The organism is Streptomyces sp. NPDC090442 (genome assembly GCF_044769405.1).
GTDB lineage: Bacteria > Actinomycetota > Actinomycetes > Streptomycetales > Streptomycetaceae > Streptomyces.
Map to the genome: position 1 here is coordinate 100862 of NZ_JBIVXW010000008.1, position 11750 is coordinate 112611.

Consider the following 11750-nt stretch of genomic DNA (forward strand, 5'->3'; position numbering starts at 1 on the left):
GACGGGAACGTGGCAGACACGCGAACTCGGCGGGGGCGAGGACCTGTTGGGGACGGGAACGCAATCGTTCGCCGAAGGAAGGTGTGCCCGATGACGACCGACCAGGCATCCGGCTCCGGTCCCGAGCCGGCGCGACCGCGCAGCGATCTGGGGCGGCGTGTGGCGCTGCGCCGGCAGCAGTTGGGGCTGACCCGCGAGGACGTCGCGGCCCGGGCCGGCGCGTCGCCCGGCTACCTGGAGTACGTCGAGGAGCAGCCGGCCGAGCCGGGCATCGGGTTCCTGCTGCGCCTCGCCGGCGCGCTCAACACGACGGTCGCCGAGTTGACCGGCGGAACCGTCGATCTCCCCCCGGGCTTCGGCAAGGCCGGCGCGCGTCCGGAGGTGCTCGCGCTCGGCCCCACCGAATGCCGGGAGTTGCTCTCCACGCACGGCGTCGGCCGGGTGGCCGTCACCCTCGACGGCAGCCCCGCCGTCTTCCCCGTCAACTACTCCGTCATCGACGACGTGATCGTCTACCGCACCCAGGCGGGCTCCGGCCCGTCCGCCGCGGCCGACCACCAGGCCGCGCTGGAGGTGGACCACCTCGACGACGCCTTCAGCCAGGGGTGGAGCGTGCTCGCCGTGGGGCCGGCCGAAGTGGTCACCGGCTTCTACGAAACCCGCAGGTTCGAGGAGCAGGCGTACTCGGCCCCTTGGGTGGGCAGCGGCCGGTATCAGTGGATCGCCATCCGACCGACCCACATCAGCGGACGGCGCATCCGGGTGCCGGGGGCGCCGGTGCCGCCGACCGCAGGTGCCGGGGGCGACTTGAACGCGTGACCGCCGCGGCTGGCAAGGCGCCCGGACCCGGTGCCGGGCACCGGCGCTCTGGTTCCCGGCTACCGACCGTGCCCCGCTTCCGTGGCGGTCGACGGAACGCTCCGCGTGGCGAGCACCGCGGCCTGGATGCGTCGCTCGACGCCGAGTTTGGCCAGCATGCGGGAGATGTGGTTCTTGACCGTCTTCTCCGACAGGTAGAGCCGCGCACCGATCTGACGGTTCGTCATTCCCGCGCCGATCAGCTCCAGGATCTGCCGCTCCCGCGCCGACAGGCTGGACAGCACCCCCTCCTCGGGAGGCGCCTCCTCGACGGCTCGCAGGCGACGCATCAGCCGCGCCGTGGTTGCCGGGTCGAGCATCGATCGTCCCGTCGCCACCGTCCGTACGGCGGCGACCAGGTCCGCTCCCTTGATCTCCTTCAGCACATAGCCGGCGGCCCCGGCCATGATCGCGTCGAGCAGCGCGTCATCGTCGTCGAACGAGGTCAGGATCAGACAGGCCAACCCCGGCATCCGCGAGCGCAGTTCCCGGCACACCGTGACGCCGTCCCCGTCCGGCAGTCGAACGTCGAGGACCGCGACGTCCGGCCGCAGCGCCGGTCCACGGGCCAGCGCGTGGTCGGCCGTACCGGCGTCGCCCACCACCTCGATGTCGGGTTCGGCGTCGAGCAGGTCCTGGACCCCGCGCCGGACGACTTCGTGGTCGTCGACGAGGAAGACCCGGATCGGCCGCTGCGCCGAGCACGCGTCCGTCTCGCTCATGAGGCCCTCCGACGGTGAATCCGAGCCCCTGTCCATGGTGGCGCCGGCGGCGACGACGTGCCAGGGCCGAACGGTCCCCGCCCGGCCGGCCCGGACATCCCCCCGGCCCTTGATCGTGCCCGTTCGGCCCTCCTCCCCTCCGCCCTGCCCGTGGGAGCGTCGAAACAGCAGGTGATGGGGGTGTGTGATGTCTCGGAAGAAGGCGCACCGACCGTGGCGCCCCGGTCCGCTACGGCGGGGCACAGATGTGGCGCAGTCGTGGTTGGCCCTGGCCACCTGGGTGTTGATCGTCGTGGGGGTCCCGACCGCGGGCGTCGCGGCGGGCCATGCGGTGGACGCGGCGTTCGGGCAGCAGCAGGCCGATTGGCATCGCGTCTCGGCCGTCGTGACGAGGGATGCGCCCGCCCGCATCGGCCTGGACGCCGGGGCGGGTCCGGGCGGCCCGGCGCACACGACCGTGCGTTGGACCGCCGCGGACCGCACGGTGCGGACGGGAGAGGCGGCCGTGGCACCCGGCGCGCACGTCGGCGACCCGACGACCGTCTGGCTGGACCGGCGCGGAGCGCTGGTTGCGGACCCCAGCACCCCGACGGACTCCCTCGCCCGGAGCGTGGTGGTCGGCACGGTGAGCGCCGCCGGCACCGGGTTGCTGCTTCTCGGCGCGCAGAAGACGGGCGTGCATCTGTTGGACCGCAGGCGTGACGCCCAGTGGGAGGAGGAGTGGGAAGCGCTGGATGCGCGGCTGCGGCGCCACCAGCAGTGAACGTACCAACGCCCGTTCCGGGTCTCCCGTTCCGCCCACCGCAGGTCCACCACAGTCCGCCGCCCGTCCGGAAACGCGCGCCCTGCCTGCCAACTGGGCGGATACGCGCCCGACATCCGTCTCAGCGGGCCGCCCGGTGTTCCGCCGTTCCCCGTCCGACGTGCACGTCGTCGAACGTCACGTCCACCACCCCCTCCACCGCCCGCACCAGACGGGCCACGACGGGCGGCAGCGCGCTGTCGTGGATCGGACCGTGCAGTGCCACGACGCCGTCCTTGACGCTCACCTCGACGTCCCTGGCGCTTCCGGTGAACAGCCGGTCGACGATCTCCGTCCGCACCTCCTCCGCCAGTTCCTCGTCGGAGCGCAGGAAAACCTTCAGCAGGTCCGCGCGACTGACGATGCCCTGGAGCATCCCGTGACCGTCAACCACGGGCAGCCGCTTGACCGACCTGTGCACCATCGTGCGCGCCGCCTGGGCAAGGGTGTCGTCGGCGTGCACCGTCAACGCCGGGGCGCTCATCAACTCGCCCGCCGTCAGACCACCGGCCTTCCGCAGGTCGCCCAGCCGCTGCCGCTGCTCCAGCCGGTCCGGGTCGGCGCTGCGGAACTCCTCCTTCGGCAGCAGATCGGCCTCGGAGACCACGCCGATCACCCGCCCCTCCCCCGCGAGCACCGGCAACGCACTGACCTTCCACTGCTCCATGGTCTCGACGATCTCCTTGAACCGCGCCGCCTGGCCGACGGCCACCACCGTCTGAGTCATCACGTCGCCGACCGTGTGCGGACCGTGCACCATGACGCCTCCTCCTACCGGCGGCTGTCGCGACGGGGCTGCGACACCTTCAGCGTGTGGTGGCCCGCCCGTGACCGGGCAGGGGCCGTCCGGCCCTTCCTCCCGCCGACCGGGGCACCCGCCACCGCCCCCGGCCCGGTTGGGCCGACCGGCCTTCCTCCGGGACCAGCGGCCCCTGCTGCGCACCGTGCGCGCCGCGCAGTGTGGGAGACGCGGCTCGCAGCTCCGTCCCCTGGGAGGTGGCCATGGCGCACCCCGTGTTCGTCGGTGTGGACGGCTCGCCGGCGAGTCTGGCAGCAGCGGACTGGGGCGCCCGCGAGGCCCTGCTGCGGGAGCTGCCCCTGCGTCTGGTCCACGCCTGGGAGTGGCCCTGCTCCTCCGCCCCACCCGCCGGCGAGGAAGCCGCCCGGCGCTGGTCGGAGGGGGTGCCCCAGGAGGTGACCGACCGACTGCGACGCCACTACCCGGGCCTCGACATCACGGCGGACCACGTCATCGGGCTGCCGCGGGACGTGCTGTGCCAGGCAGCCAAGTACGCCGAAGCACTGGTCATCGGCACGGTCGGGGTGGGCCGGGTCGCCGGGTTCCTGCTCGGCTCGGTGGCCATGGCCGTCGTCGCCCACGCCGAGGGCCCCGTGATCCTCGTACGCGCCCCCGCCTCGACAGAACATCCGGTTCCGGGCGAGGAGTCGGAGCTGCCCTCGCCCGACCCGGCTGCCGGTGCGGCCTCGCCCGTCGTCCTCGGACTGGATCTCGGTCGCCCCTGCGACGAGGTGATCACCTTCGCCTTCGAGGCCGCGGCGGTGCACACCGCGCCCCTGGTGGTGGTGCACGGCTGGAACCCACCGCCGTACTACGTCTACGGGCTCGGCGCGGCGCTGAAGTTCGGCACCGACCTCTCGGCCGACAAGCGGGAATCCGTGCACCAGGCGCTGCGACCGTGGCGGGAGAGGTACCCGGGCGTGGCGGTGACGGCACAGGTCGTCATCGGCGAGCCCGCCCGCCACCTCCTCGACGCCGCCGGTCACGCCGCCCTCGTCGTCATCGGCCGCCACCGCCTCACGGCACTGCCCTCGGTCCCACGCATCGGACACATCGCCCACGCCGTGCTGCGCCACTGCCCCACCCCGGTCGCCGTCGTCCCGCACGGCCAGGGGCATGCACGACGCCCACCGTCGAACGGCCGCCGCCCTGGGGCTCAACCCACGTGCGCAGGGCCGTGATCCGCCGGCCGAGCGCCGCACGGCATCACAGGGACGGGGTCTCCGCCGACGCGAGTCCGGGGACCGTCGCCACACCCGTCACGTCGTACTCCACATCCACCACCCCCTCGATTCCGCGCACCAGACGGGCCACCACCGGCACCAGCGACCGGTCGCGGAACCGACCGCTGAGTGTGACCACCCCGTCGGCGACCGCGACGCGCAGGTCCTTCGCGGGCGCGGCGAACAGCTTGGCGAGCACCTGCCGGGCCTCCGCCGCGATCTCGTCGTCGGACCGCAGGAACACCTTCAGCAGGTCGGCGCGGCTGACGATGCCCACCAGCACCCCGTTCCCGTCCACCACCGGCAGTCGTTTGACGGACGCCCGGGCCATCGTGCGCGCCGCCTGAGCGAGGGTGGCGTCGCCGCGCACCGTGACGGCAGGGCTGGTCATCAGCTCGCCGGCCGTCACGGCCTCCGCCCGGCGTACGTCATCGAGCGCGCGCAGCCGCTCCAGCCGTTCCGGATCCGCCTCCCGAAACCCTTCCTTGGGCAGCAGATCGGCCTCGGACACCACACCCACCACCCGGTGTTCGGCCGAGACCACCGGCAGAGCGCTCACCCGCCACCGCCGCAGGGTCTCGACGATCTCCTTGAAACCGGCCGCCCGAGCGACGGCCGCCACGGGCTGCGTCATGACGTCGCTGACCCTGCGCGGGATGTTCGGCATGGTCGTGCCTCCTCGGAAGCGACCCCGCGCCGCACGGTCGCCGCCGGGCCATGCGGCGTCCCTGTCCGGCATCACTCACCAGCCTGCGACGTGCCGCGCGCGCCAGACAGGGCCGTCCGGCCCTTTCCCCGCGCCATGGCGATGCCGACACTGCGGTGCCCCTCGTTCGGCTCCCCCGCCCGCCCGCACCCGCGCAACCCTTCGTACCGTCGAGGCATGACGGACGACCAGGAAGGCGGCCCCCGCGCACTGGGGAAGCTGCCGAAGGCCCGGTACGAGCGCGAGTTGTACCGGTTGCAGACGGAGCTGGTGAAGCTCCAGGAGTGGGTCCGCGCCGAGGGCGCCCGGCTCGTCGTGGTCTTCGAGGGGCGCGACGCGGCGGGCAAGGGCAGCACCATCAAGCGCGTCACCGCCTACCTCAACCCCCGGGTGGCGCGCATCGTCGCGCTCCCCCGCCCCACCGAACGCCAACGCACCCAGTGGTACTTCCAACGCTATGTGGAGCACCTGCCCGCAGCCGGCGAGATCGTGCTGTTCGACCGCAGTTGGTACAACCGGGCCGGCGTCGAACGGGTCATGGGCTTCTGCACCCCAACCGAGTACCAGCGCTTCCTCCACCAGTGCCCGGTCTTCGAGCGGATGCTGGTCGAGGACGGGATCCTGCTCCGCAAATACTGGTTCTCGGTCGGCGACGACGTGCAGGAACAACGCTTCCGCCAACGCCTGGACGACCCCACCCGCCGCTGGAAACTCTCCCCGATCGACCTCGAATCGCTGACCCGCTGGGAGGACTACTCCCGGGCCAAGGACGACATGTTCATCCACACCGACATCCCCGAGGCACCGTGGTACGTCGTCGAGAGCGACGACAAACGCCGGGCCCGGCTCAACATGATCGCCCATCTGCTGTCGACCGTGCCCTACCACGAGGTCCCACCACCGGTGTTGGAACTGCCGGCCCGGCCGCCGTCCACCGGCTACCGTCGACCACCACGCGACCTCCAGTCCTATGTCCCCGACCACGCCGCCCAGTTGGAGAAGTGACGCCGCAGTTCGGCGAATCGGCACCGCCCGGCACGAACGGCACGAACGGCACGGCATCATCAGCGAAGCGGCAACGGTATCGGCAACTCTCCGTTCCCTGCACCGAATTGATCCTCCGTCACAAACTTCCGCCTCGGAGTCAGACCGCGGGCCAACGCGTCCGTCCGCGCGGCCGCACGGCCGCCGAAGGCAGTTCGGGTGCCAGAAGTCGGTCGCCGTCGTAGCCGCGTACCTCGCTCGTGCTTCTCGGAGCCGAGGTGCTCGGTCATCTCCGCGTCCCGGGCCCGTTCCAGCACGGCCCGGGTGACCTCCGTCAGCAGCCCGCCCTCGCCCGGCAGCGCCGGCGCCTGAGGCGTCGGCACGGTCCATCAGCCGCTCGACGACCTCGTCCACCCGCTTGTCCTCGGCCGGCTCGACAGCCGACAGCTCCCTCTCGTACACGCCCAGTCCGTCCCGGATAGCAGAGGCCCGGGTCCGGGTCCCAGCCAACCCGCCACCTCACGGACTTACCCGATCTTTCAGACACATTCGGTCCGCGGTCCTCGCCGTTCGGTCGATGGCGATCGGGTCCTGTGTCAGTGGCGTGTGTAGGGGGCCACGAGCTGAGCTGAGGCGAAGGCTCGTCGCTTGATCTCCTGCAGGGTCCGGGTGGGCGGTGTGCTGCCGTCGAAGGAGGTGGGCATCGGCTCGTGGAGCGCGTACAGCGTCAGCTGGTACCTGTGGGTGGCGCCGTGGGGCGGGCATGGTCCGTCGTAGGTGGCCTCCCCGAAGTCGTTGAGTGCCTCGCGGGCACCTGGGAGGAGGTGGTGGGCGCTGATTCCGTGGGCAGTTGGGGGGATGGCAAGCTGGAGCCAGTGAATTTTGTGGACGTTGAGGTCGACCATGGTCAGGGCGAGTTCCCGTGTTCCGGTCGGCACGTTCGCGAAGTTCAGACCTGGCGAGTAGTCCCTTGGATCGTCGCAGGTCATGAGCGAGGTGAATGCTCCGGTACGGTCGAATCCCTGCCCTCGGGTGAGGGTGAGGGGTCCGGCGGGCGCAGTGGTGGTGCGTGTGGTGGCCGTGGAGGACGTTCGGGTGCCGGGGGTGGGCTCTGATGTGCCGGAGCAGGAAACGCACGCCAGCAGCACCGCCGTGGCCGCGGCGGTTGCCGGCGTTGGGTGTCCTCGCATGCCGCCCACTGTAGGGAGACGGGCGCGCAGGATGAGGCATCCACGCTGGCCCGCCCTCTGACGGCGTACGGACGGCAGTCCCGATTCATGCCGGGAACCGGTCTTCGGCTCCTTGCGATGGGGGTTGCTGCTCGGCGTCGCGGATGGCGCGGGCTGCGTTGATGAGTCCGATGTGGCTGAAAGCTTGGGGGTAGTTGCCGAGGGCTTCTCCCGTGGCGGGGTCCGACTCCTCGGCGAACAGGCCGACGTCGTTGGCGTGTGTGAGGGCTGCCTGGAATACCTGTCGTGCACGGACGGGATGACCGGTCAGGGCGAGAGCGTGGGCGAGCCAGAAGGTGCAGAGCAGGAAGGCTCCTTCCGCTTCCTCGATCTCGTCGCCGAGGTAGCGGCGGACCAGGCCGTCGGGGTCGGTGAGGTGGGTGGTGACGGCCAGCACGGTGGACCGGATGCGAGGGTCCTGCGGTGGCAGGAAGCCGACGATGGGCAACATCAGCGCCGAGGCGTCCAGTTCGTCACTGCCGAACGCCTGGGTGAAGGCTCCCGAACGGGAGCTCCAGCCGCGCTCTTCGATGGCTTGACGGACGTTCTCTCGCTCGTGGCGCCAGCGGGGTACGTGTTCGTGGGCCTGGAGGGCGGTGGCCATGGAGATGGCGCGGTCCAGGGCGACCCAGCACATCAGTTTCGAGTGCAGGAAGTGTCTGCTCGGTCCGCGTCTCTCCCAGATGCCCTGGTCGGGCTCGGTCCAGCGGCGGGCGGCTGTGTCGGCCGCCTGGACCAGGAAGGTGCGGGTGGGCGGGTCCAGGAGCTCTCCGGGTGGGAGGCTCTCGTGGGCGGCGTCGAGGAGTTCGCCGTAGACATCGAGCTGGCGTTGGCTCCAGGCGTCGTTGCCGGTTCGTACCGGAGTACTGTCGCGCCAGCCGGCCAGGTGGGGAAGCAGCCGCTCACTCAGATCGCGTTCACCCCCGACGCCGTACATGATCTGCAGGCTCACCCCGCGGTGGAGCTGGGTCGCCGCGGCCCGGGCGAGGAAGCCGAAGAACTTGTCCTTCTCCTTCTCGCAGGCGGCGGTGGCGAGTGCCTGCAGGGTGAAGCTCGCGTCGCGGACCCAGGTGTAGCGGTAGTCCCAGTTGCGTGTGCCGCCGGCGCACTCGGGCAGTGAGGTGGTGGGGGCGGCGACGATGGCCCCCGTAGGGGCGAAGGTTAGTGCTCGCAGCACGCGTCCGCTGTGTGCTACCTCGTCCTGCCAGGGGCCGACGTAGCGGCGGTGGAGCCGGGACCACGAGCGCCAGCCCTCGGCCGTGTCGTTCAGGCGCCGCCTGATACGCCCCGCTCGCCAGCGCACCGGCTTGCTTCCCCACGCCGGCCCGACATGCAACGCGAAGCCGAGGCGGTCCGATGCCCGCAGGGTGAACCGGCCGTGTGCGGTGGAACCGCTGACCGTCAGGTCGACGGGGCTGGACAACAGGAGCACGTGAGCGCCCCCGTATGCGGCAAGCCCGCCTGGGACCGGTGAGAGGAGCGGGTGGATCAGTCCGAACTCCGGGCGTGGCGCGTAGGCGATGTCGCAGGTCACCTGTCCTTCGGTGCAGGTGACCTGGCGCAGCAGAATTCCGGGGGAAGCCTCGCCGAGTGCGTGTCCGCGCTCGTGCCGTCCCAGTGCGAGCGCGTCCCGCACCACGGCCGTGCCTCCGCATGCGCGGAAGGTCGTCTCCAGTACGAGGGTCTCCTCGACGTAGCGGCGGCTGGTGTCGGCGGGTCCGGCGGGACGGATGGACCAGTGGCCGGCGTCGTCATCGAGGAGCCGGGCGAAGATCGCCGGGCTGTCGAAGCGGGGAAGGCACAGCCAGTCCACCGAGCCGTCGGAGGTGACCAGGGCAGCCGAGCGGCAGTCGGACAGCAGCGCATGGTCACCGATCGGTCGCGCGCTCACCGGCCGCGGCCCGTCTGCCCCGGGCTCGGCCTGGACGGTGTGAGCGACCTCCGGGGGAGCAGGCCCACCTCAGGTGCCGGTCGGTCATCCATCACAGCCTCCCTGCCTGGTGCTACAGCCCGTTGTTCACATACCGTGACGGCGGTTGGCTCGTTGCTCCGCCCGCGGGATTGATGCCGCCGCCGGGGGCGGTGCCGATGGGCGAGCTGAACGAGGCCGAGATCCGGGCGCTGGGTGGGGAGTTGGAGGCTCTGTGCGCCTCGGTGGACGATATGTTCGCGCGTCCGGCGGCGCGGGAGAACCTGACCGCGATGGTGCACGGGCCGCAGAGCGAGGTTCCGCGCAAGAACACGCGGCAGCTGGCTGAGTTCACGGACCATCCCAACCCTGACCGGCTGCAGGGCTTCCGGGCGAAGGCGGCCTGGGACGCGGACGAACTGCGCGACCGGGTCCGCGCCTACGCGATCGCCGCACTGGCCGGTCCTGCTACGGACGTGACACACGCACGGCCTCTCACTCACCGCCCGATCGCGGGCACCTCTGACCGGTCCGTCACAGGTGCTTCCCGGCGACCGCTGCACCAGGTCCTCAGCCAGACCGAGACGGAGGCTGACCAGGAACCCGGTCCACACAGCTGCCCCAGCCGTTGGTGTCACTACCGGTGCTCGGGGTTCTCGTAGTCGTGGCGGCAGCCGGCGTCCCATGCGGTTCGCCGGTTGCCGTAGGCCGGGATGCCACCCAGATCCTTCAACGCCCGGGCCAGGTGCAGCAGGTTCCAGGTCATGAAGGTGGTGTTGCGGTTGGTGAAGTCGTTCTGCGGGCCGCCCGAGCCGGGGTCGAGGTAGGAGGGGCCAGGACCTGCCTCGCCGATCCATCCGGCATCCGCCTGGGGAGGGATGGTGTACCCCAGGTGCTGCAGGCTGTAGAGGACGTTCATGGCGCAGTGCTTGACGCCGTCCTCGTTGCCGGTGATCAGGCAGCCACCGACGCGACCGTAGTAGGCGTACTGGCCGGCTTCGTTGAGCAGGCTTGAGCAGGCGTAGAGGCGTTCGATCACCTGCTTCATCACGGAGCTGTTGTCGCCCAGCCAGATGGGGCCGGCGAGCACGAGGATGTCGGCCGCCAGGACCTGCTGGTACAGGTCCGGCCAGGCGTCCGTCTCCCAACCATGCTCGGTCATGTCGGGCCACACACCGGTGGCGATGTCGTGGTCCACCGCCCGTACGACGTCGACGTGCACTCCCTGCGCATCCATGATGGCGATGCTCCGGTCGATCAGCCCCTGGGTGTTGCTCGTCTCTGGCGAGCGTTTGAGGGTGCAGTTGATCACCAGAGCACGCAGGTCGTCGTACCGGGTCGGCGGTGCGTCGGTGGCGGGCGACGAAGCGGTCACACGGTCCTCCCAGAGCCCTGCAGCCGCACGGTGCGTGGCGGCACGTCCACATCCGGCTCCAGCGTGCGGGCCGACCGAGGCAGGCGCTACCACAACGCCCCCGAATGGCCTCGGCGGAGCCTTCGTGGCGACGCCGGTCTGCTGTCGATGAGTGGTCAGCCGGGACGCCGTCGGGAAGAGTCCTGCGGGCCGAGAGCGAGGAAACTCCGGTGGCTGCTGTGCCACTCGTCGACAACGTTGAGGCCGAGTTCCGAGCCGGTGCGGCGGAGCGCGGGTGCCCCAGACCTGCCCAGGGAAAAGTGGGCCCCGATGGCCCATGTCTGACTCCGGACGTGCGTGCTCTGCACGCGAGTGTGGTCACTCAGAGGGCGGGCAACGTCGAAGGTGAGTTGGTGGTGCCACATCAGGCGGTAGACCACCGCCCGGGCCAACTCCGGGACGGCCTGGAAGCTGACTAATTCCCCGATCGGCAAGGGGCGGTGGGCAAGCTGAAGGAGAGGTTCGACCAGGTCCTGGTCCGCGTAAAGTGGGGGCGGCGGTATCCGGCGAGCCAGGACCTCTCGAAGATCAGCCGGTGGCCGTTCTCATATCCGAGCACTCACTCCGACACCGGGACAAACGCCCGGATCAGGTGAGAGGCGCTCGCGCAACGCATCCACCGCGTCTTCATGGAATCCGAGCGCCTTGGTGACATCCCGATCTTCGCCTCCCGCGCCCATATCGCTCGACCACGCCTGGCAGCAGGAGACGGTCCGGTCGCGGCCTACCGGCGATGGGCGCGTCAGTTCCATCCCTCGCATATCTTCCCTGCGTCCCGGCCGCATGCCTCGCCACAGGCACGCAAAGACCTCGACTCTCTCCTCTGACCCCACGCCCCATCCGCACGTCCGCAGCGGGCACGTGACCGGACAACAGCCACAGGGCTGCACAACGCGCGCACTGAACAGTTCGCTGCGCTGCTGAACTACCCACTGAACTCTTTCCTGCGCTACTGAACTACTCACTGCTGTTCAACAAACACAGCCGAGACGGAGTCGGACCAACGATCCGGTACGGCGCATACTCGGCCTTGTATGCCACTTGCCTCAGGCCCCATGGCGCCACGCCTCCTCGCCGGCGACCAATCCCGCCTGATTCCGCGTA

The 11750-nt window shown here is 70.7% G+C and carries 12 protein-coding genes; 6 read left to right on the plus strand and 6 right to left on the minus strand.

The genetic code is table 11. From position 1 onward, the window contains the following. Window positions 1-90 precede the first annotated feature (90 nt). Window positions 91-819 carry a helix-turn-helix domain-containing protein gene (locus ACIQU6_RS08595; RefSeq protein ID WP_403480889.1) on the plus strand — a complete coding sequence of 243 codons (729 nt, stop codon included), beginning with the start codon at window positions 91-93 and terminating at the stop codon, window positions 817-819. A 59-nt stretch (window positions 820-878) separates the two neighbouring features. Here the strand turns inward: ACIQU6_RS08595 and ACIQU6_RS08600 are convergent, their stop codons facing one another. Then, window positions 879-1580, minus strand: a complete 702-nt coding sequence (locus tag ACIQU6_RS08600) for a response regulator (protein ID WP_403480890.1) — start codon at window positions 1578-1580, stop codon at window positions 879-881. A 247-nt stretch (window positions 1581-1827) separates the two neighbouring features. On the opposite strand from ACIQU6_RS08600, the gene ACIQU6_RS08605 reads away from it, so the two are divergent. Further along, complete coding sequence (locus ACIQU6_RS08605; protein ID WP_403480891.1) at window positions 1828-2343, plus strand: hypothetical protein; 516 nt, start codon at window positions 1828-1830, stop codon at window positions 2341-2343. Between the two features lie 121 nt (window positions 2344-2464). Here the strand turns inward: ACIQU6_RS08605 and ACIQU6_RS08610 are convergent, their stop codons facing one another. After that, window positions 2465-3142: a CBS domain-containing protein gene (locus tag ACIQU6_RS08610; RefSeq protein WP_403480892.1), complete on the minus strand. Its 678-nt coding sequence runs from the start codon at window positions 3140-3142 to the stop codon at window positions 2465-2467. A 242-nt stretch (window positions 3143-3384) separates the two neighbouring features. Here ACIQU6_RS08610 and ACIQU6_RS08615 point away from each other — a divergent pair, with 242 nt between their 5' ends. Beyond that, window positions 3385-4362, plus strand: coding sequence for a universal stress protein (locus ACIQU6_RS08615; RefSeq protein ID WP_403480893.1), 978 nt, complete (start codon window positions 3385-3387; stop codon window positions 4360-4362). A gap of 25 nt (window positions 4363-4387) precedes the next feature. Here ACIQU6_RS08615 and ACIQU6_RS08620 read toward each other — a convergent pair whose 3' ends face one another. Continuing rightward, window positions 4388-5071 (minus strand): CBS domain-containing protein, encoded by a 684-nt coding sequence (locus ACIQU6_RS08620; protein WP_403480894.1) that lies wholly within the window; start codon window positions 5069-5071, stop codon window positions 4388-4390. Window positions 5072-5287: 216 nt separating this feature from the next. Here ACIQU6_RS08620 and ppk2 point away from each other — a divergent pair, with 216 nt between their 5' ends. Then, a complete protein-coding gene (gene ppk2, locus ACIQU6_RS08625; protein WP_403480895.1) occupies window positions 5288-6115 on the plus strand; it encodes a polyphosphate kinase 2 in 828 nt (275 codons plus the stop codon). 575 nt (window positions 6116-6690) lie between these two features. On the opposite strand, the gene ACIQU6_RS08630 is transcribed toward ppk2, so the two are convergent. Both ACIQU6_RS08630 and ACIQU6_RS08635 read right to left on the minus strand, forming a co-directional pair. After that, on the minus strand, window positions 6691-7284 hold the full coding sequence (locus ACIQU6_RS08630; protein WP_403480896.1) for a YbhB/YbcL family Raf kinase inhibitor-like protein: 594 nt from the start codon (window positions 7282-7284) through the stop codon (window positions 6691-6693). 85 nt (window positions 7285-7369) lie between these two features. Then, window positions 7370-9214: a glycoside hydrolase family 15 protein gene (locus ACIQU6_RS08635; RefSeq protein ID WP_403480897.1), complete on the minus strand. Its 1845-nt coding sequence runs from the start codon at window positions 9212-9214 to the stop codon at window positions 7370-7372. Window positions 9215-9411: 197 nt separating this feature from the next. On the opposite strand from ACIQU6_RS08635, the gene ACIQU6_RS08640 reads away from it, so the two are divergent. After that, window positions 9412-9894: a hypothetical protein gene (locus tag ACIQU6_RS08640; RefSeq protein WP_403480898.1), complete on the plus strand. Its 483-nt coding sequence runs from the start codon at window positions 9412-9414 to the stop codon at window positions 9892-9894. On the opposite strand, the gene ACIQU6_RS08645 is transcribed toward ACIQU6_RS08640, so the two are convergent. Next, entirely contained in the window at window positions 9870-10607 is a 738-nt protein-coding gene (locus ACIQU6_RS08645; RefSeq protein WP_403480899.1) for a flavodoxin family protein, read from the minus strand. The two genes, ACIQU6_RS08640 and ACIQU6_RS08645, sit on opposite strands and share 25 nt — an antisense overlap. Window positions 10608-11275: 668 nt before the next feature. Between ACIQU6_RS08645 and ACIQU6_RS08650 the strand changes: the two genes are divergently transcribed. After that, the gene (locus ACIQU6_RS08650) at window positions 11276-11473 is read left to right on the plus strand and encodes a hypothetical protein (RefSeq protein WP_403480900.1); all 198 of its coding nucleotides are present in this window, start codon (window positions 11276-11278) and stop codon (window positions 11471-11473) included. Window positions 11474-11750: the final 277 nt, after the last annotated feature.

Bases quoted from the DNA above. Each gene is read 5' to 3' on its own strand.
- ACIQU6_RS08600 (WP_403480890.1), bottom strand. From the start codon at position 1,580: ATGAGCGAGACGGACGCGTGCTCGGCGCAGCGGCCGATCCGGGTCTTC.
- ACIQU6_RS08640 (WP_403480898.1), top strand. From the start codon at position 9,412: ATGGGCGAGCTGAACGAGGCCGAGATCCGGGCGCTGGGTGGGGAGTTG.
- ACIQU6_RS08620 (WP_403480894.1), bottom strand. From the start codon at position 5,071: ATGCCGAACATCCCGCGCAGGGTCAGCGACGTCATGACGCAGCCCGTG.
- ACIQU6_RS08630 (WP_403480896.1), bottom strand. From the start codon at position 7,284: ATGCGAGGACACCCAACGCCGGCAACCGCCGCGGCCACGGCGGTGCTG.
- ACIQU6_RS08650 (WP_403480900.1), top strand. From the start codon at position 11,276: ATGGAATCCGAGCGCCTTGGTGACATCCCGATCTTCGCCTCCCGCGCC.
- ACIQU6_RS08610 (WP_403480892.1), bottom strand. From the start codon at position 3,142: ATGGTGCACGGTCCGCACACGGTCGGCGACGTGATGACTCAGACGGTG.
- ppk2 (WP_403480895.1), top strand. From the start codon at position 5,288: ATGACGGACGACCAGGAAGGCGGCCCCCGCGCACTGGGGAAGCTGCCG.
- ACIQU6_RS08615 (WP_403480893.1), top strand. From the start codon at position 3,385: ATGGCGCACCCCGTGTTCGTCGGTGTGGACGGCTCGCCGGCGAGTCTG.
- ACIQU6_RS08595 (WP_403480889.1), top strand. From the start codon at position 91: ATGACGACCGACCAGGCATCCGGCTCCGGTCCCGAGCCGGCGCGACCG.